Raw genomic sequence first — 20,305 nt, 5'->3', positions numbered from 1 at the left:
TCGGGATTTTTTTATTTTTCGTTTAAAAATTTCAAATACAACTCTTTCATGGTTTCATCCGAAGTTGATGCTAATTTTTCAACTATTGTTCTGTATTCTTGATTTTTTAGTAATCTTCTAACATTATCTCTACTAAATTTGGTAAACTGCCATTTGTGATGCACTGTTGTTTTAAACAATAATTCAATTACTTTTTCATCGTTCGGATTTAGTTGTAATAACAATTCTAAAGCATTTTGTCTAACCGAACTTTCATAGTTTTCAGAAGCAAAATCCAATAATTGATTGTACGAAGTAGCTTTCACTTGCTCAGGTAAATTTTCCGTATTCATAGCCAAGCCCAACCAAGTTAAGCGGAAACTTTTATCATTGTTCCCAACAATCTCTTTGGTTTGTTCTAAATAACGCAAACGGTCTTCTGGAAAGTTTTTCCATAAATTGGTTAAAGCTATTTCTTTCGTTTGATACGAATTATCATTCAATAACGTTTCGTATTGCGATTTAAATGCTTCTGGAATTACTGGTGTGGATTCCGCAACAGCTCTTCTTACCAAAATGTCATTTGTTGCTAAAGCAGTTTCTAAAATGACTTTACGTTCTTCGAAAGGAACGTTCCTTGTTTGATAAACAATATATTGTTTAATTGGATAGTAAGCATCTGATTTCAAAATTTCTGTCAATTCGACTAATGTTTTTTTACTTTTCTTTAAAGCAAAATAATCTTGAATGAACTTATTTTTAGTCAAATACTTTTGGGCGATTTCCATTTCAAATCCTGCTTTTTCTAACCAAACTTTTTTGAAATTCTCCACATCATAACCCGAAACATCTTTTACAATCTTCAAGAAATCATCTGTATTGACGTTTTTGTATTGGTATTTCTTTAAATATTTCGTTACAGCTTTTTGGAAATTCTTTGCTCCAATGTCTTCACGCATCACGTGCAATGCCCAAGCGCCTTTTTTATAAAACGATAACGAACTCGCCTTTTCATTCATCACAGGAATCGTATCGGTTTTGGAAGCTCGTTTTAGTTGTTCGGCATAGTCGTTTAATTCTTCATAGAAATAATCATCACCAAACAAATGACGCTCAGCTAATAGAGCGTAATATGTAGCAAAACCTTCTTGTAACCAATGATGTTTTCCTGATTGCGCGGTAATCAAATCGCCAAACCATTGATGTGCTAATTCATGTGCATTAACATTTACATAATTTCTATCATTAAAACCAATTTCATCTACTACAAAATCTTGTGCAAAAATAGTAGAAGTCGTATTCTCCATTCCCGCATACAAAAAATCACGAACCGGAACTTGTCGGTAAATGCCCCAAGGGTACTTCACTCCTATTTCTTGCTCCAAATAATCAAACATTTCTTTAGAATAACGATAGGTTGGTTCAAATTTTGAAACATCATTTTTATCTAAATAAAATTCTAATGGCGTTCCTGATTTAGTTGTTCTGGCTTGTTTTGCGAAATTTCCAATGGCCAACATTACTAAGTAAGAAGACATTGGTTTTTGCATTTGATAATTCCACGTGATTAAATTCCCTTTCGAATTGTACTTATTTGAGATAAAAGTACCATTTGAAATCACTGGAAAATCATTTCTAAATTCAACAGAAATATTAAAAATAACTTTTTCATTCACGTCATCAAAGCTCGGCAACCAGTGACTCGTATAACGCCCTTGTCCTTGTGTCCAAATTTGCAAATTCTCATCTTGACCTGTAAAATAAAGCGTTTGTTTGGGTTTTGCTGAATATCTAAAAGTCAATGTGTTTTTTCCTTTTTTATATCCTTCAAATAAATTTAATGTTTTTCCTGAATTTTGGAAATTTACAGATTTTCCATTGATGGCAACTTCTGAAAATTCCATATTGATAGCATCAATTTTAATGGTATCAATTGCTTTTTTTACTTTAAATTCATAAATAATCGTTCCAGAAATTGATTTTTCAAAATGATTTGGGGCAACCAAAGCATCACATTTGATAAAATCAACTTTATCAATTTGTTGAGCAAAAGATATATTAATAAAAAACAAGGCTAAAAGAATACGAAACATCTTATTGGAATTTAATAAAGTACGAATATAAACATTTTCAAATTCTCTCCTTTTTAAATTAACAAATTATAAACTATCTTCGCTTTTACATTTAGAAACACAGATTGAAGAAATTGGATAAATTTTTAAAATTTCTTGAATCGGTGTTCCAAAAAATTGAACTTTTAACTTGTAATTGCACTTGAATTTGAATCTACTCGAAACTCCCATAGAATATCTCAAAGGCGTTGGTCCGCAACGTGGTGATTTATTGCGTAAGGAATTGGGTATTCATAAGTATGCCGATTTACTGAATCTATTTCCCAATCGTTACATTGATAGAACGCGTTATTACAAGATAAACGAACTGCAAAACAGTAATTCAGAAGTTCAAATTGTTGGTAAAATCATCAATATTAAAACTGTTGAACAAGGTAAAGGACGTTCGCGATTAGTTGCGACTTTTGTAGATGAAACGGGACAAATGGAACTCGTATGGTTTCAAGGACAAAAATGGATTCGCGAGAGTATCAAAATCAATGTTCCGTATGTGATTTTTGGAAAAGTAGCACAATTTGGCGCCTCATATAACATGGCGCATCCTGAAATGGAATTATTGGAAGAGCACAAAGCCAGTCTTCGATCGGCAATGCAACCGGTTTATCCAAGTACGGAAAAATTAGCTAACAAAGGAATTTCAAACAAAGTCATCAATAAAATGATGCAACAATTGTTTGTGGAAACGCAAGCTTTGTTTTCTGAAAATTTACCCAATTATCTTTTAGAAGAAATAAAATTGATTCCAAAAAATGCGGCTTTATTCAATATTCATTTTCCAAAAAGTCAAGATTTGTTGGCAAAAGCGCAATTCAGATTAAAGTTTGAAGAGTTGTTTTTCATCCAATTGCAATTGATTACGAAGAATCTCATTCGCAAACACAAAATAAAAGGAATGCCGTTTGAAAAAGTGGGTGAAAACTTCAATAATTTCTATAAAAATCATTTGCCTTTCGATTTAACAAATGCCCAAAAACGCGTACTAAAAGAAATCCGTAACGATTTAGGAAGCAACGCCCAAATGAATCGTTTACTGCAAGGCGACGTAGGTTCTGGAAAAACGATTGTAGCTTTAATGTGCATGCTTTTGGCGAAAGATAATGGCTTTCAAAGTTGCTTAATGGCGCCAACCGAAATTTTAGCCAACCAACATTTTAACGGAATTACTGAATTAGCAAAAGAACTGAATATCAATATAAAAATATTAACTGGTTCAACTAAAACTTCAGATAGAAAAATTATCCACGAAGAACTCGAAAACGGAAGTTTAGATATTTTAATTGGAACCCATGCCTTGTTAGAAGACAAAGTGCAATTCCATAATTTAGGCTTAGCAATTATTGATGAACAGCATCGTTTTGGTGTAGAACAGCGTTCTAAACTTTGGAAGAAAAATGATGTTCCTCCTCACGTTCTCGTCATGACCGCTACTCCAATTCCAAGAACTTTAGCTATGAGTTTGTATGGTGATTTGGATATTTCAGTAATTGATGAATTACCTCCAGGAAGAAAACCGATTCAAACCGTTCATCGCTATGATTCGAACCGATTAAAAGTTTGGAAATTTTTAAAAGATGAAATTGCAAAAGGACGTCAAGTTTATATCGTGTATCCATTAATTCAAGAATCAGAAAAAATGGATTACAAGGATTTGATGGATGGTTATGAAAGCATTTCTAGAGATTTCCCATTACCTCAATATTCTATTTCTATCGTGCATGGGAAAATGAAACCTGCCGATAAAGATGAGGAAATGCGTCGTTTTTCGGAAGGAAAAACTAATATTATGGTAGCAACTACTGTGATTGAAGTTGGTGTAAATGTTCCAAACGCTTCTGTAATGGTAATTGAAAGTGCGGAGCGTTTTGGATTATCACAATTACACCAATTAAGAGGACGAGTTGGTCGTGGTGCCGAACAAAGTTATTGTATCTTAATGACGAGCCATAAACTAAGTAATGATAGTAAAATCCGAATGGAAACTATGGTGCGTACCAATGATGGTTTCGAAATTTCGGAAGTTGATTTAAAATTGCGCGGTCCTGGTGACATCATGGGCAAGCAACAAAGTGGTGTTTTAAATCTTCAAATTGCGGATTTGGTCAAAGACAAAGAGATTCTACAATTGGCAAGACATCATGCCATAAAACTATTAAAAGATGATGCTCCAATGGAAAAACCAGAACATGCTAAATTGAGAGAAGCTTTTATTGAGTTAGGCAAAAAGAAAACCATTTGGAATTATATTAGCTAAATTTCATTTAATGTAACGAAGTGTAGAAAAATTATAACAAAAAGTAAATTTCAACACCTATTTCGTAACTTTTTTAAATAAATCTCAAATTTTTAAAACATTTGTACCTACAACAATGTTAAATAAATGGTAAGGTTTTGGCATAATTATAACGTAAGACTTAGTTTTGTATAAATTCTTAAGTTTAGTCCCTAATTATGAAAATAAAAACAATAAGCATCACGCTAATCACTTTAACTCTTGTTGGTTTAATTGGATATAGAATCACAAAAAACAGTTCCGAATCTGAAAAAGGTGGTGGAAAAGGAGATAAAAAACCTCCAATGATGGTTGATGCTATTGTAGTTTCTGAAACTAATTTTGCGAATACTATTTCCCTTTCAGGTTCTATTGAAGCCAATGAAAATGTGGAAATTAGAAGTGAGGTTTCTGGAATTGTAGAAAAAATCTATTTCACAGAAGGAACAAACGTAAGTAAAGGTCAGGTTTTATTGAAAGTAAATGATATTGAGCTAAGAGCGCAATTATCACAAGCTATAACAAAACAAGGACTTGCTTCAGAAAATGAAAGAAGAGCTAAATTATTACTTCAAAAAGAAGCTATCAGTCAAGAAGAATATGAGATTGCAAGTGCCGAATATAGAAGTCTTAAAGCGCAAACACAATTGATTCAAGCACAAATTGCTAAAACAACTGTAAGAGCGCCTTTTTCTGGAAAAATTGGTTTACGTAACATTTCTCCTGGAACTTATGTAACACCTACTACGCTAATCACCAAGTTAGTTAGTGCGAATCAAGTGAAAATTAGTTTCTCAATTCCTGAAAAATATGCTTCGGAAGTTGAAAACAATACTAATATTCAATTCACGATTCCAAATAATCCTGAAAAATTCACAGCAAAAATATACGCTATTGAACCTGAGATTGAAACTTCCACTCGAACCTTAAAAATTAGAGCGATTGCTGAAAATCCGAATGGAAAATTACTTGCTGGAACCTTTGCTACTATTGAACTTCCTCTAAAAAATATCAAAGGAGCTATTCAAATTCCTTCAGAAGCGGTTGTTCCTGTTCAAGACGGAAAAGTGGTTTACATTGCCAACAACGGAAAAGCAAAAGAAGTAAAAATTGAAACTATTGCCAGAACTGATAAAGACGTAATCGTTACACAAGGCGTTAAATCAGGAGATACAATTTTAACTTCTGGCGTTATGGCTTTAAAAGACGAAGCAGATATCAAAGTAAAAGTAAAATAAGCTTTTCTAAATTCTAATTTCAAACTTCAAATTTAAAATGAGTTTATCTACTTTAAGTATAAAAAGACCCGTATTTACCATTGTAATCAACTTATTGATTATCCTTTTTGGTATTTTAGGATTTAGTTATTTGGGTGTTCGTGAATTCCCATCGATTGATCCTGCTGTAATTAATGTTCGAACGAATTACACAGGTGCTAATGCCGATATTATCGAATCGCAAATTACAGAACCACTTGAAAAAGCTATTAATTCGATTGATGGTATTCGAAACATTACGTCTTCAAGTAATCAAGGTTCGAGTAATATTACAGTCGAATTCAAATTAGAGAAAAACCTAGAAGAAGCTGCTAACGATGTGCGTGATAAAGTTTCGCAAGCCGTTAGAAGTTTACCGCAAGATATCGATGCTCCACCAGTTGTTTCAAAAGCAGATGCCGATTCAGATGCCATTATTTCGATGACCGTTCAGAGTCAAACTAGAAATGCTTTGGAGTTGAGTGATTATGCTGAAAACGTAATCTCTGAGAGAATTCAAACGATTCCTGGTGTGAGTAGCGTACAGATTTGGGGACAAAAACGTTATTCGATGCGCATTTGGATGGATCCTATCAAATTGAATGCTTACGGAATTACAGTTGCCGATGTTCGAAATGCTTTGGACAAACAAAATGTAGAATTGCCATCGGGAAAATTAACAGGTGCTAATACCGAATTAATGGTAAAAACGCTTGGAAATTTATCCACCGAAAAAGAATTCAACGATATTATCATTGTAGCTGATGCGAATAAAACCGTTCGTTTAAGCGATATTGGCTATGCAGTTTTAGCTTCCGAAAATTTAGAAACCAAGTTTACCGAATCAGGAAATCCAATGGTGGCTGTGGCAATTATTCCGCAACCTGGAACGAATTACTTAGAAATTGCTGAACAATTTTATGCAGAAGTTGACAAATTAAAGAAAGATTTACCAAGTGATATCAAACTAGATATTGCTTTAGATAATACTATTTTTATTAAAAAATCAGTAGTTGAAGTTGCCGAAACATTAGCGATTTCAGTAGTTTTGGTAATCATCATTATCTTTTTATTCTTTAGAGATTGGTCTATCGCATTTAGACCTTTAATCGATATTCCAGTTTCGTTGATTGCTACATTTTTCATCATGTACTTGTGTGGCTTTTCCATCAACGTATTAACTTTATTAGCTATCGTTTTAGCTACAGGATTAGTAGTAGATGACGGAATTGTAGTAACCGAAAACATTTTCAAAAAAGTTGAAGAAGGTATGTCGCCTATCGAAGCGGCTATCAAAGGTTCAAATGAGATTTTCTTTGCAGTAATTTCGATTTCGGTAACATTAGCTGCCGTTTTCTTACCAATTATTTTCTTAGAAGGTTTCGTAGGACGATTGTTCCGAGAGTTTGGTGTAGTCATAGGTGCTGCGGTATTAATTTCCGCCTTTGTATCGTTGACTTTAACGCCAATGTTGAATGCGTATTTAATGAAAGGTGGCGAACAAAAGAAAACCAAATTCTATGAAGCTACAGAACCATTCTTCGTAAGTTTAAACACTGGATATGCGAATTCTTTAACCAAATTCTTAGAGAGAAAATGGTTGAGTTTCCCAATTATCGGAGTTTGTATTGGATTGATTATATTATTCTTTGCAATTCTTCCAAAAGAAACGGCTCCATACGATGATAGAAGTTTAGGAATTGTCAGTGTAACTACTCCCGAAGGTTCTACTTACGAATACACGGATCGTTTTATGGATGATTTATCTAAATTAATCAACGATTCGATTCCAGAGAAAAAAGTGGCATTGGTAATCACTTCACCAGGTTTTTTATCTTCTTCTGTAAATGCGGGAAGAGTTCGTTTAGCTTTGGTTGACCCAAGTGAACGAGAAAAATCACAAAAAGAAATTGTAGATGATTTGAACAAATGGACAAAAAAATATCCGCAAGCGAAAGTAAATGTTTCCGAACAACCAACGATTTCTGTGAACCGACGAGGTGGTTTGCCAATTCAATACATCATTCAAGCTCCAAATTTTGAAAAATTAAGAGAAAAGATTCCGCAATTCATGGAAGAAGCGAGTAAAAACGAAACTTTCTCTAATGTAGACGTGAATTTGAAATTTAATAAACCTGAAATCAACGTAACGATTAATCGTGAAAAAGCGGAAAGTTTAGGAATTTCGGTTTTAGATGTGGCGCAAACCTTGCAATTATCGTTAAGCGGACAACGTTTTGGTTATTTCATGCAAAATGGGAAACAATATCAAGTCATTGGTCAATTTGATGAAAAAGACCGCGATGCTCCATTAGATTTGACTTCGATGTTTGTAAAAAACAAAGCGGGCGAATTAATTCAATTAGATAACGTAGTTGAGGTGGAAGAACAAAGTAATCCACCGCAATTATTCCATAACAATCGCTACATGTCGGCAACCGTTTCTGCTGGTTTAGCACCTGGAAAAAGTATGATTGATGGTATTAATGCGATGGACGAAATCAAAGAAAAAGTGTTAGATGATACTTTTACAACTGATTTAGGTGGAGAATCTCGTGACTTCGTAGAAAGTAGTTCGAATACTTCTTTCGCTTTTGGATTGGCGTTATTATTAATCTATTTGATTTTAGCCGCTCAGTTTGAAAGTTTCATTGACCCTTTCATCATTATCTTAACTGTACCAATGGCAGTAGCTGGAGCGTTATTCTCACTATGGCTATTCGGACAAACTTGGAATATTTTTAGTCAAATTGGAACCGTCATGCTGATTGGGCTCGTTACCAAAAACGGAATTCTGATAGTCGAATTTGCCAACCAACTTCGCGAACAAGGAAAATCAAAATACGATGCCATTTTAGAAGCTTCGGAAGCTCGTTTACGACCTATTTTAATGACTAGTTTAGCCATTGCTTTAGGAGCTTTACCAATTGCTTTGTCACTTGGAGCTGCTTCGGCAAGTAGAATGGGAATGGGAGTTGTTATTGTAGGTGGAACGATGTTCTCGTTAATCTTAACCTTATTCGTAATTCCAGCCATCTATTTAATGTGGTCAAGAGCCAAAAAACACCGACCAGAATTTGATAATTTAGACGCTTTAGAAAAATAAAATAAACCGCAGATTCGCAAATTAAAAGAATAATTGGAATCAATATAATCCTACAAGTATTCAATAAAAAAACACTTAAAAACAAAAAATTCTGCGAATCTGCGGTGAAAATATAAAAACACTATGCGAAATTTATATACTTATATATTCATTTTTTTACTTGGATTTTCAGCGCAAGCACAAGAATTGCTTTCACTTGAAGATGCCGTAAAAATTGCCTTGGAAAACAATTACGATATTAAAATCGCAAAAAATAATTCCAAAATTGATGCTACCAATAACAATTTAGCTAATGCTGGAATGTTGCCTTCGTTGAATGCGAATTTTACAAACAATAATAGTCAATTAGACACCAAACAAACCCAAGCAGACGGCACAGAACGAGAATTAGACAATGCCAAAAACATGAATTTAACTTATGGCATTGGATTAGATTGGACAATTTTCGATGGTTTAAGTATGTTTGCCCGAAAAGAGCAATTAAATATTTTAGAACAACAAGGAAAAGCCGAATTACAAACCGCCATTTTAACCAGAATTAGCGATGTTTACACTACGTATTTCGATTTGGTGCAACAACAGCAAGTCTTAGCTTCGATTGATACGGCAATTGTAATTTCAAACCAACGCTTAACAACCGCTCAAAATCGTTTTAGCATTGGAAAAGCTTCAAAATTAGAAGTTTTGAATGCACAAGTAGATTTGAACAGCGATTTAAGTTTACAATTAAGACAAAAAGAACTCATCAAAATCAGTAAAATCAGATTGAACGAATTATTAGTTCGCGATATTCAAACCGATTTTAAAGTCGCTAACGAAGTTACATTTGAACAAAATTTAGATTTCAACGAATTAAAAGCAACAGCCGAAAAACAAAATCCGCAATTGCAAGCGCAAATTCTATCTAAAAAAGTAGCCGATTTGAATTTAAAACAAGTCAAAGGCAATCGTTATCCAACGGTTAGAATTACTTCAGGTTATAATTTCACACGTTCAGAAGCTTCTTTGGGATTCATCACACAATCCTCTGGACAAGGTTTTGTGTATGGAGTAACGGCTACTGTGCCTATTTTTAATGGTTTTCTTCAAAACAGAAACGAAAAAGTAGCGAAATATCAAGTTGAGAATGCAGGTTTACTTTTAGAACAACAAAAATTGTCATTAACATCACAATTGGCTTCGTTGTATGCGAGTTATCAAACTAATTTAGAGTTGGTAAAAGTGGAAGAAAAAAACTTAGAAATCGCCAAGCAAAATTTGGATATCACTTTAGCAAAATTCAAAATTGGAACCATAACTACTATCGAATTTAGAACCGCTCAGCAAAACTTTGTTGAAGCATCAGTTCGTTATTCGAATGCGCAATATGTAACCAAGCTTTCAGAAATTAACTTAAAAGAATTAGCCGGTACTTTAAAATTGAATTAATATAATTAGATTTGTTAAAGCGTTTAATTGTGAAACTGTGAAATCGAAAAATTGTATTATCAAAACCCACAATTCAACAACTAAACAATTCAACATTTAAACATTAATAAATGGTTCAATACAACCCAAAAGACTGGATTACTTTTATTTTTCGTTTTCACGAATCGGATACCTTTCGTCAACTGATTCCGATGATGATTTTCATTGGATTTTATGCTTACGGAATCGCCTATTTGGAATTGGAATATTGGAAACTTTCTGAAACCAGTCATGTAAAGAATCTAAATGTAATGCACACCACTGTTGGTTTTGTATTGTCGTTATTATTGGCATACAGAACCAATACGGCTTACGACCGTTGGTGGGAAGGTCGAAAACAATGGGGTGCTTTAGTGAACAATAGTCGAAATTTAGCCATAAAACTTTCCGCTTATTTGTCTGATGAGAATGATAGAAATTTCTACAGAAAAGTGATTCCGGCTTATGCTTCGGTGCTTTCCAAACATTTATTGAATGAAGAAGTAAGTAAAATGTTGTTTGAAGGTTTGGATTTAGAAATGGATCACCACAAACATCGCCCGAATCAAGTGGCAAAAATGTTGTTTCAAAAAGCGAATGATTTGTACAAATCAGGAAAAATTACGGGTGACCAATTTTACATCATCAATTCCGAATTACAATCGTTTACCGATATTTGTGGCGCTTGCGAACGTATTAAAAACACACCTATTCCCTACTCTTACAGTTCGTTCATCAAAAAATTCATCTTCTTTTTTGTGATGACCTTACCTTTCGGCTTCGTATTTAGTTTGGGTTACTATGTAATTCCTGTAGTGATTTTCATCTTTTATGTTTTAGCGAGTTTAGAATTAATCGCCGAAGAAATTGAAGACCCATTTGGCAACGACGCCAACGATTTACCGATGACGAAAATAGCTTCAAATATTAAGAAACACGTGGAAGAGATTTTGTAATCTAAAAATTCAAAAATAAATAAAACATGAAAGCTAAACTTATTCTTTTTTTATTAATATCAATAAACTTATTTGGACAAAATACTCAAACAAATAGTGGTTATATAAATGTCAAAGGAACAAAACTCTATATAATTCCACCAAAAGGTTTTAAAGAAGCTAAAAATATTGTTGGTTTAGAAAAAAACGAAACAGCTCTAATACAAGTGATGGATTTAGTGGGCGGTAATTTTGATTCAAATACCGCAACTTATACGAGAGCTGAATTTGAAAAAAGAGGAATAAAAGTTTTAGAATTTGAAGAATTAGAAATTGATGGTTATAAAGCTAAATTTTCACACATAAAAGGAGCTGATAGTAATGAGAGCCTTCAAGTTGTTTTTGGTGACTCTACTTTTACTGCAATGGTAATGGGTGTATATCCAAGTAATTTAAGAACTGAATTATTTAAAGACATAAAAGCAGCATTTCTAAAAATAAAATATGATAAAACATTAGTAATTGATCCTTTTTCAGCAAGTGTTTTTAAAATTGGAAAGAATGAATCAAAATATAAATTTGCAAAAGCTACTGCAAATATGTTTATTTTTTCAGAAAATGGAATAATTAAAGATTCATATGTAGATGAACCTATGATGATGATTACTTCTGTTCCTTTTGATAAGAGTATGACAAAAGAAGAACTTGTCGAAGAACTTGTTAATGGCCTAATTAGACAAGGACTTATTAAAAAAGAAACTAAAAATTTATCCAAAAAAAGTATTAATGGTTATAATGCAGTGGAAGTTGAGTATTATTTCGACCATAAATCAGAAATAAAACTCATGTTAATTACCGTTTTAGTAAAAAATGACAAAGCAATTCTCATTTATGGAAGCGCCAAATCTCATTTTGAAGAAAACATTATAGAATTTAAAAAATTAACTAGTGTAATTTCTATAAAATAAATTAATTTTCTTAATTAAAACTCTATGAAAAACCTATTCCAAACCACACTCCTACTCTTCACCATAGCTTTATTCACAAGCTGTAAACAAGAAACCGTAACCACTCAAAACGAGTATTTTGCACAATCTGCTGATAGTATTCAAAATGGTGGTGTAAAAGTTATTCCCATTACAACTCCAAAAGGCACTTTTAATGTTTGGACAAAACGCATTGGAAACAATCCAAAAATTAAAGTATTGCTTTTAAATGGTGGTCCAGGTGCTACGCACGAATATTTTGAATGTTTTGAAAATTTCTTACCAGCTGAAGGTATCGAGTTCATTTATTACGACCAATTAGGTTGTGGAAATGCTGATAATCCAAACGATACTTCAATGTGGGATTTACCTAGATACGTGGAAGAAGTGGAACAAGTTCGTAAAGCATTAAACTTAGACAACACCAATTTCTACTTGTTAGGACATTCGTGGGGCGGTATTTTAGCAATGGAATACAGTTTAAAATATCAAAACAACATGAAAGGCTTAATCATTTCAAACATGATGGCAAGTTGCCCTGAATATGACAAATATGCCAATGAAGTTTTAAGCAAACAAATGAATCCAGAAGTTTTGGCAGAATTGATGAAAATTGAAGCCAATAACGACTTTTCAAATCCAAGATATATGGAATTGTTGCTTCCTAATTTCTATGAAAAACACATTCTTCGTTTCCCTGCAAAAGATTGGCCAGAACCGGTAAATCGTTCGTTTGCCAAGATGAATCAGTCGCTTTATGTCACCATGCAAGGTCCGAGTGAATTTGGAATTTCAGGAAAATTAGAAAAATGGGATAGAAAAACTGATTTGAAAAACGTAAAAATCCCAACACTAGTCATCGGAGCAAAACACGATACGATGGATCCAAAACACATGGAGGAAATTTCAAAAATCTTACCAAACGGCTCGTATTTATTCTGTCCAAAAGGAAGTCATATGGCATTTTACGATGATCAAAAGACCTATTTTAACGGATTAATATCGTTTTTGAAAAAATAAACCAAAAGCAACTCTTAGTAGTTGCTTTTTTTGTATCTTAGTTTTTCTATTTGAAATTTTAGAATGGCAAACAAAGCGTTACTTTTTACTCCTGCTTTAACTCACGAAAAGTCGTTAAAAACTTTGGTGGAAAATCGGACCATTTTCTCTTTAGATCATTGCGAATTGAATATTTTTGAAACCTATCAAAAATCAGATTTGGTTCCGTTGAAGTTTAATGATTTGGTGGTTACGAGTATGTTGCGTGGAAAAAAAGTGATGCATTTATTTGAAGACCCAAGTTTTGAATATTTACCTGGCGAAACCGTGATCGTTCCTTCCAATGCCGAAATGAAAATCGATTTTCCCGAAGCTTCAAAAGACAATCCTACGCAGTGTATTGCTTTGGCAATCGATAATCAGATTATCACGAATACCTTAGATTTTTTAAATGAGAAATATCCGAAAGAAGGAAAAAGTAATTTGTGGAAATTAGACCACGAAAATTATTTCTTTTATAACAATGTTGAATTAGCAGGAACTATCAACAAGTTGATTAAAGAATGCATGGGCAATTCGTTAACCAAAGACGCTCTTGCCGATTTAACGCTTCAAGAATTGATTATCCGAATCATTCAAACGCAAACCACCAAACGTTTTGAAAACGAAAGATTCATCGATAGCAATAGCCCGATTACACCTGCGATTGAATATATCAAAAATAATATCCGAGAAACAATTAATTTGAAAGATTTGAGCGATAAAGCCTGTATGAGTACGACTTCATTTTATCGTTATTTCAAAAGAGAACTAGGTATGAGCCCAATTGAATTCATATTAAACGAAAAGATCAAATACGCTAAAAAACTACTGAGCAATCCCAACATTCAAGTCAACGAAGTTTCGTATGCTACCGGGTTTGAAGATTGCAATTACTTTATAAGATTGTTCAAAAAATACGAAGGCGTTACACCAAAGCAATATCAGTTGATGAATTACAACGGGTAAAAGAGTGATTAGTGAAAAGTAATTAGTGAATAGCATTACTCATTCAATCGAATTTCTTCCAAATTCTGAGCTTCTTCTTCGGTAAATAATCTGTAATTTACTTTGAATGTTTTTCCGTATGGTGTTTCTAATGAAAATCCGCCTGCTCCTATTCCATCGGTTACATCTAGTGTAAAATGAGCGTGTTTCCAATATTCGAATAAATCTTTGTCTACCCAAAATTCAAACCCTTGAATAGTTCCGATACAAACATCGCCATAACGCAAATAAAATCCACCTTTTTCAAAACATTGCGGTTGCGTTCCTTCGCAACAACCACCCGCTTGGTAAAACATCAAATCACCAAACTTATCCGATAGCATTTTGATTAATTCTATTGCTTTTTCGGTTGCTTCTAATCGTTTTATTTTTTCCATAGTTTACAAATAAAAAAAGTCGCGAGTTCAAAATAACATCAATCATGAATCGCGACTTTAAATTAAAAATTATCTACTAAAAGAATCCTAATTTGTTTTTGTTGTAAGAAATCAACATGTTTTTAGTTTGACGGTAATGGTCTAACATCATTTTGTGGTTTTCTCTACCAATTCCTGATTGTTTGTAACCTCCAAATGGCGCTCCAGCTGGATAAGCATGATATTGGTTTACCCAAACACGTCCCGCTTGAATAGCTCTTGGAACTTGATATAATTCATGTGCATCACGAGTCCAAACACCTGCACCTAATCCGTACATGGTATCGTTTGCAATTTCTAAAGCTTCTTCTGTTGTTTTAAAAGTTGTAACCGCTAACACAGGTCCAAAAATCTCTTCTTGGAAAATACGCATTTTGTTGTGTCCTTTGAATAACGTAGGTTGAATGTAATAACCGCCTTCTAAATCGCCACCTAAATGATTCACATCACCACCGCATAACAATTCAGCACCTTCTTCTTTACCTAATTTAATGTACGAAAGAATTTTGTCTTTTTGAATTTGCGAAGCTTGAGCTCCCATCATCACTGTTGGATCTAATGGATTTCCCATTTTGATAGCTTTTACTCTTTCTAAAACTCTTTCGATAAATTTATCATAAATCGATTCGTGAATTAACAATCTTGACGGACACGTACATACTTCTCCTTGATTTAGGGCAAAAAGAGCCACTCCTTCTAGAGCTTTATCTAAAAATTCATCATCGGCATCCATAACTGAAGGGAAGAAAATATTTGGTGATTTTCCACCTAATTCTAACGTAACTGGAATAATATTTTCAGTAGCATATTGCATTACCATTCTACCAGTAGCAGTCGAACCTGTAAATGCTGCTTTACATACTTTTGGATTGGTTACCAAAGTTCTTCCTAACTCTGCTCCAAAACCATTGATAACATTAACAACTCCTGCTGGAATCAAATCTCCGATTAGTTCCATTAACACCATAATTGAAATTGGTGTACTTTCTGCAGGTTTCAACACTACACAGTTTCCTGCAGCTAAAGCTGGTGCCAATTTCCAAACGGCCATTAAAATTGGGAAGTTCCAAGGAATAATTTGGGCAACAACACCAATTGGCTCATGTACGATGATAGAAACTGTATCTTTATCTAATTCGGTAATCGAACCTTCTTCAGCGCGAATTACACTGGCAAAATATCTAAAGTGGTCAATTGCTAAAGGAATATCAGCCGCCATAGTTTCGCGAATGGCTTTTCCATTGTCTAAGGTTTCAACCGCAGCGATGTATTCTAAATTAGCTTCAATTCTGTCTGCGATTTTATTCAACATAATACTTCTTTCTGTTGCCGAAGTTTGACTGAATGTTTTGAATGCTTCGTCAGCCGCATTTACAGCCATTTCAACATCCATTTTAGCCGAATGCGCTGCTTTTGCCATTAATTTACCATCTACTGGTGAAAGTACTTCGAAATATTGTCCTGTTGAAGGCGCTGTCCATTTTCCGTTGATATAATTATCGTACTTTTCTTTTAGTTGTGGTCTTTGAATTAAATTACTCATAATTTTGATTTTAGGTTTGTTTCTCAAAATTAGTTTCAATTCTTATTTTAGAATAGCACAATTATTTCATTTAATAGCACAAAACTGATATTGACATAATTTTAACATCTAAAAATTACATTTCTAATAATTTTTAACTCAAATATTTATCAAATTAACAATTTAATCTTTCTAAACTTATCACCAAACTAGTGTTCAAAATTTCTAAATTCTAATTTCTAAATTCTAATTTTATAAAGTATCTTTGCGCTTTAAAATTCGATACAAAATGCGTATATCTTACAATTGGTTAAAACAATTCATTAAAACCGATTTAAAATCTGAAGAAATTGCCGACATTCTTACCGACTTAGGTTTGGAAGTAGAAGGCGTTGATAAATACGAAAGTTTAAAAGGAGGTTTACAGGGCGTTGTGATTGGTCATGTGTTAACATGCGAAAAACATCCTGATGCTGATAAACTAAAAATTACAACGGTTGATTTAGGTGACGGAAACGCTCCTGTTCAAATTGTTTGTGGTGCTCCAAACGTGGCAGCGGGACAAAAAGTTCCTGTGGCGACTATTGGAACGAAGTTATTTGACAAAGAAGGAAACGCATTCGAAATTAAAAAAGGAAAAATCCGCGGGCAAGAAAGTCACGGAATGATTTGCGCTGAAGACGAATTAGGCTTAGGCGAAAGTCATGACGGAATTATGATTTTGAACGAAGATTTAAAACCTGGAACGCCAGCTTCAAAAGTTTTCGAAATTGAAACCGATGAAGTATTCGAAATTGGATTAACTCCTAACCGTGCCGATGCTATGTCGCACATGGGAGTTGCTCGTGATTTACGTGCTGGATTGTTGCAAAAAGGAACTTCTTCGGAATTAATTACGCCATCGGTAAGTAAATTTAAAGTGGAGAAACGTACTTTAAAAATCGATGTTAAAGTTGAAAACGAAAAATTAGCTCCGAGATATTGTGGAGTTACGATTTCTGGAGTTACCGTGAAACCATCTCCAAATTGGTTACAAAACCGTTTGAAAGCAATTGGTTTAACTCCAAAAAATAATATTGTTGACGTTACGAATTACGTTTTACACGAATTAGGTCAACCCTTACACGCTTTTGATGCGGCTCAAATTAAAGGAAACAAAGTAGTAGTAAAAACGGTTCCAGCTGGAACTAAATTTGTTACTCTTGATGATATCGAACGTACACTTCACGAAGAAGATTTAATGATTTGTGACGAAAGTGGCCCAATGTGTATTGCGGGAGTTTTCGGAGGGAAAACTTCAGGAGTTTCTGAAAAAACACAGGCTATTTTCTTAGAAAGTGCTTATTTCAATCCAGTTTCGGTGAGAAAAACAGCTAAAAGACATACGTTGAGTACTGATGCTTCTTTCCGTTTTGAAAGAGGAATTGATCCAAGTATTACAGAATACGCTTTAAAACGTGCTGCTTTGTTGATTCAAGAAGTGGCAGGTGGCGAAATTACTTCAGACATCGTAGATATTTATCCTAAAAAGATTGAAGATTTCAGTGTGTTTATTCATTTTAACAAAGTGAATAAAATCATTGGAGAAGAAATCAAACCAGAAACGATTAAGAAAATTTTAGCTTCATTAGATATCAAAGTTAGTAGTATTACAGAGGCAGGTTTGGGATTAACCATTCCTTCTTATCGTGTGGATGTAACTCGAGAAATTGATGTTATCGAAGAAATTTTACGTGTTTACGGATATAACAACATCAAAATTCCTTCTAAAGTGAATGCTACCACAGCCAATTCATCAAGAACGGAAGAATATAAAGTACAAAATATCATTGCGAACCAATTGTGTTCATTAGGTTTCAACGAAATGATGGCGAATTCACTAACTACGCCAGATTACGTAAAACTTTCTGAAAACTTGAAAGAAGAATTCAACGTGATGATGTTAAATCCTTTGAGTAGTGATTTATCAGCAATGCGTCAATCGTTATTATTTTCTGGATTAGAAGCAATTTCTTTCAACATCAATAGAAAAAGAAGTGATTTAAAATTCTTCGAATTTGGAAAAAGTTACCACAAAACGGCTAACGGTCATGACGAAAACAAACACTTAACGTTATTTGTAACTGGAAACAGACAAAACGAAAGTTGGACTAACCCACAATCAAAATCCGATTTCTTCTTGTTTAAAGGTTATATCAATACGATTTTAAGTCGTTTAGGATTGGACAAAAAAGTAACTTCATTACCATTTGAAAATGATATCTTCGCAGAAGGCTTAGCTTTAGCAGTTGGAAAAGAAGTAATTGTAGAATTTGGAACGGTTAAAAAATCAGTTTTAAAGTATTTCGATATCAAACAAGAAGTGTTGTATGCTGATTTTGCTTGGGATAAAATTCAGAAATACGTTTCTACGAAAATTAAATTCAACGATATTCCAAAATATCCAGAAGTTCGTAGAGATTTAGCTTTGTTGTTAGATGAAAACGTTCCTTTCGAACAAATCTACAACATCGCCAAACAAACCGAAAAAGGCTTGTTAAAAGACGTAAATTTATTCGATGTTTACACCGGAAACAACTTACCAGAAGGTAAAAAATCATACGCAGTAAGTTTCATTCTACAAGACGATTCTAAAACACTAACCGATACTCAAATTGATAAAATTATGAGTAAGTTACAAGGTAATTTTGAAAGTCAGTTAGGAGCAACATTAAGATAATTTTGTTATTATATATTCAAAATCCCAATAGTAGTGTTGGGATTTTTTTATGTATTTTCACATCAAAAATCACTATTTTTACCCCATGATAAAAGTCGTATTAATCGGTTCAGGAAATGTGGCGCAACATCTAATTCAGGTGTTGTTACAGGCAAAAGAAGTGGATTTGGTACAAGCATTTGCTCGTAATCCAATTCATTTATCGCATTTGCTTCCTGAGGACAAAATCACATCTGATTATCATAAAATTACGGAAGCTGATTTGTACATTATCTCGGTTTCGGATAATGCTATTGCGGAAGTTTCGGCACAATTACCATTTGAAAATCAATTAGTTGTACATACTTCTGGCACATCTGCTCTTTCGGCTTTGAATGATAAGAATCGAAAAGGCGTTTTTTATCCACTTCAAACCTTTACCAAAGGCAAGGAAATCGACTTCGCTCCTATCCCCATTTGCTTAGAAGCTGAAAATGAAGCCGATTACCAACTTTTGGAAAAATTAGGAAATTGTATCTCACAAAAAGTAGTTAGAATCAATTCAGAACAACGAAAAAGTTTGCACGTAGCGGCTGTTTTTGTTTGTAATTTTGTGAATCATTTGTACCAAATTGGGAATGAAATTTGCGAAGAAAACAACGTTCCTTTTGATGTATTGCATCCTTTAATTCAAGAAACAGCTCATAAAATTATGGAACTTTCTCCGAAAGAAGCACAAACAGGTCCGGCTTTGCGAAACGATACCAAAACCATTGAAAAACATTTAGATTTCTTAGAAAATCCAGAATATAAAAACCTATATCAATTACTTACACAATCGATACAACATGTCAAAAAGTTATAAAGAACTCATGAACGAAATCACCACTTTCATCTTCGATGTAGATGGAGTGCTAACCGACGGAACTATTCATGTAACCCCAACAGGCGAAATGCTTCGCAACATGAACATCAGAGATGGTTATGCCATGAAAGCAGCTGTTGAAAATGGCTACACCGTTTGTATTATTTCAGGCGGAAGTAATGAAGGTGTTCGTGTTCGCTTGAGAAATTTAGGGATTACTGATATTCATTTAGGTGTTCCAAACAAAGTAGAAACTTTCAAAGAATTCACTGATATTTACAATATCCAACCTGAAAATGTGTTATATATGGGAGACGACATTCCAGATTATCACGTAATGCAATTAGTAGGTTTACCAACGTGTCCACAAAACGCTGTTCCAGAAATCAAAGGAATATCCAAATACATTTCGCACGTAGAAGGCGGAAAAGGAGCCGTTCGTGATGTAATCGAACAAGTAATGAAAGTACAAGGCAAATGGATGGAACATTTTGATGCGAAGTTTGATTAAAAGTTGACTTTTAACGCGAAGAGCGCAAAGATTTTTCGCAAAGCACGCCAAATGAATCTGTTAAGCTCTGTGTGAAAACCTGAAACTTGAAACAAAATTTAAAACACATAAGTCATATAAGTAAAATTTAAGTTATAT

At 33.7% G+C, this 20,305-nt stretch carries 14 protein-coding genes; 11 read left to right on the top strand and 3 right to left on the bottom strand.

The annotated features are described in order from the left end of the window. Window positions 1-11: 11 nt before the first annotated feature. Window positions 12-2,072 (bottom strand): M1 family metallopeptidase, encoded by a 2,061-nt coding sequence (locus IM755_RS11490; RefSeq protein ID WP_194096984.1) that lies wholly within the window; start codon window positions 2,070-2,072, stop codon window positions 12-14. Window positions 2,073-2,253: 181 nt separating this feature from the next. On the opposite strand from IM755_RS11490, the gene recG reads away from it, so the two are divergent. From recG to IM755_RS11450, 8 genes are all read left to right on the top strand, one after another. Continuing rightward, window positions 2,254-4,362, top strand: coding sequence for an ATP-dependent DNA helicase RecG (recG, locus tag IM755_RS11485; RefSeq protein WP_194096982.1), 2,109 nt, complete (start codon window positions 2,254-2,256; stop codon window positions 4,360-4,362). Window positions 4,363-4,559: 197 nt separating this feature from the next. After that, window positions 4,560-5,618: an efflux RND transporter periplasmic adaptor subunit gene (locus tag IM755_RS11480; protein WP_194096980.1), complete on the top strand. Its 1,059-nt coding sequence runs from the start codon at window positions 4,560-4,562 to the stop codon at window positions 5,616-5,618. A gap of 37 nt (window positions 5,619-5,655) precedes the next feature. Next, window positions 5,656-8,742 carry an efflux RND transporter permease subunit gene (locus IM755_RS11475; RefSeq protein WP_194096978.1) on the top strand — a complete coding sequence of 1,029 codons (3,087 nt, stop codon included), beginning with the start codon at window positions 5,656-5,658 and terminating at the stop codon, window positions 8,740-8,742. 123 nt (window positions 8,743-8,865) lie between these two features. After that, entirely contained in the window at window positions 8,866-10,170 is a 1,305-nt protein-coding gene (locus IM755_RS11470) for a TolC family protein (protein ID WP_194096976.1), read from the top strand. 110 nt (window positions 10,171-10,280) lie between these two features. Continuing rightward, window positions 10,281-11,144 carry a bestrophin family protein gene (locus IM755_RS11465; protein WP_194096974.1) on the top strand — a complete coding sequence of 288 codons (864 nt, stop codon included), beginning with the start codon at window positions 10,281-10,283 and terminating at the stop codon, window positions 11,142-11,144. A 26-nt stretch (window positions 11,145-11,170) separates the two neighbouring features. Next, a complete protein-coding gene (locus IM755_RS11460; protein WP_194096972.1) occupies window positions 11,171-12,091 on the top strand; it encodes a hypothetical protein in 921 nt (306 codons plus the stop codon). A 24-nt stretch (window positions 12,092-12,115) separates the two neighbouring features. Then, complete coding sequence (locus IM755_RS11455) at window positions 12,116-13,129, top strand: proline iminopeptidase-family hydrolase (protein ID WP_194096970.1); 1,014 nt, start codon at window positions 12,116-12,118, stop codon at window positions 13,127-13,129. A gap of 63 nt (window positions 13,130-13,192) precedes the next feature. Next, window positions 13,193-14,116: an AraC family transcriptional regulator gene (locus tag IM755_RS11450; RefSeq protein ID WP_194096968.1), complete on the top strand. Its 924-nt coding sequence runs from the start codon at window positions 13,193-13,195 to the stop codon at window positions 14,114-14,116. 35 nt (window positions 14,117-14,151) lie between these two features. Here IM755_RS11450 and IM755_RS11445 read toward each other — a convergent pair whose 3' ends face one another. Both IM755_RS11445 and IM755_RS11440 read right to left on the bottom strand, forming a co-directional pair. Further along, window positions 14,152-14,532: a DUF779 domain-containing protein gene (locus IM755_RS11445; protein WP_194096966.1), complete on the bottom strand. Its 381-nt coding sequence runs from the start codon at window positions 14,530-14,532 to the stop codon at window positions 14,152-14,154. Between the two features lie 76 nt (window positions 14,533-14,608). After that, entirely contained in the window at window positions 14,609-16,114 is a 1,506-nt protein-coding gene (locus tag IM755_RS11440) for an aldehyde dehydrogenase family protein (RefSeq protein ID WP_194096964.1), read from the bottom strand. Between the two features lie 268 nt (window positions 16,115-16,382). Here IM755_RS11440 and pheT point away from each other — a divergent pair, with 268 nt between their 5' ends. The 3 genes from pheT to IM755_RS11425 all read left to right on the top strand — a co-directional run bounded on the left by pheT (window position 16,383) and on the right by IM755_RS11425 (window position 20,167). Then, window positions 16,383-18,812 (top strand): phenylalanine--tRNA ligase subunit beta, encoded by a 2,430-nt coding sequence (pheT, locus tag IM755_RS11435; RefSeq protein WP_194096962.1) that lies wholly within the window; start codon window positions 16,383-16,385, stop codon window positions 18,810-18,812. Window positions 18,813-18,897: 85 nt separating this feature from the next. Next, window positions 18,898-19,656 carry a Rossmann-like and DUF2520 domain-containing protein gene (locus IM755_RS11430; RefSeq protein ID WP_194096960.1) on the top strand — a complete coding sequence of 253 codons (759 nt, stop codon included), beginning with the start codon at window positions 18,898-18,900 and terminating at the stop codon, window positions 19,654-19,656. Then, a complete protein-coding gene (locus tag IM755_RS11425; protein ID WP_111567146.1) occupies window positions 19,640-20,167 on the top strand; it encodes a KdsC family phosphatase in 528 nt (175 codons plus the stop codon). The genes IM755_RS11430 and IM755_RS11425 overlap by 17 nt, the downstream gene beginning before the upstream one ends. Window positions 20,168-20,305: the final 138 nt, after the last annotated feature.

The organism is Flavobacterium proteolyticum, from assembly GCF_015223105.1.
Lineage (GTDB): Bacteria > Bacteroidota > Bacteroidia > Flavobacteriales > Flavobacteriaceae > Flavobacterium > Flavobacterium proteolyticum.
This window is presented reverse-complemented; position numbering and strand designations above follow the sequence as displayed.

Excerpts from the sequence above, each read along its gene's own strand:
- IM755_RS11490 (WP_194096984.1), bottom strand. The coding sequence starts at position 2,072 with ATGTTTCGTATTCTTTTAGCCTTGTTTTTTATTAATATATCTTTTGCT.
- IM755_RS11480 (WP_194096980.1), top strand. The coding sequence starts at position 4,560 with ATGAAAATAAAAACAATAAGCATCACGCTAATCACTTTAACTCTTGTT.
- IM755_RS11475 (WP_194096978.1), top strand. The coding sequence starts at position 5,656 with ATGAGTTTATCTACTTTAAGTATAAAAAGACCCGTATTTACCATTGTA.
- IM755_RS11470 (WP_194096976.1), top strand. The coding sequence starts at position 8,866 with ATGCGAAATTTATATACTTATATATTCATTTTTTTACTTGGATTTTCA.
- IM755_RS11465 (WP_194096974.1), top strand. The coding sequence starts at position 10,281 with ATGGTTCAATACAACCCAAAAGACTGGATTACTTTTATTTTTCGTTTT.
- IM755_RS11460 (WP_194096972.1), top strand. The coding sequence starts at position 11,171 with ATGAAAGCTAAACTTATTCTTTTTTTATTAATATCAATAAACTTATTT.
- IM755_RS11455 (WP_194096970.1), top strand. The coding sequence starts at position 12,116 with ATGAAAAACCTATTCCAAACCACACTCCTACTCTTCACCATAGCTTTA.
- IM755_RS11450 (WP_194096968.1), top strand. The coding sequence starts at position 13,193 with ATGGCAAACAAAGCGTTACTTTTTACTCCTGCTTTAACTCACGAAAAG.
- IM755_RS11445 (WP_194096966.1), bottom strand. The coding sequence starts at position 14,532 with ATGGAAAAAATAAAACGATTAGAAGCAACCGAAAAAGCAATAGAATTA.
- IM755_RS11440 (WP_194096964.1), bottom strand. The coding sequence starts at position 16,114 with ATGAGTAATTTAATTCAAAGACCACAACTAAAAGAAAAGTACGATAAT.
- pheT (WP_194096962.1), top strand. The coding sequence starts at position 16,383 with ATGCGTATATCTTACAATTGGTTAAAACAATTCATTAAAACCGATTTA.
- IM755_RS11430 (WP_194096960.1), top strand. The coding sequence starts at position 18,898 with ATGATAAAAGTCGTATTAATCGGTTCAGGAAATGTGGCGCAACATCTA.
- IM755_RS11425 (WP_111567146.1), top strand. The coding sequence starts at position 19,640 with ATGTCAAAAAGTTATAAAGAACTCATGAACGAAATCACCACTTTCATC.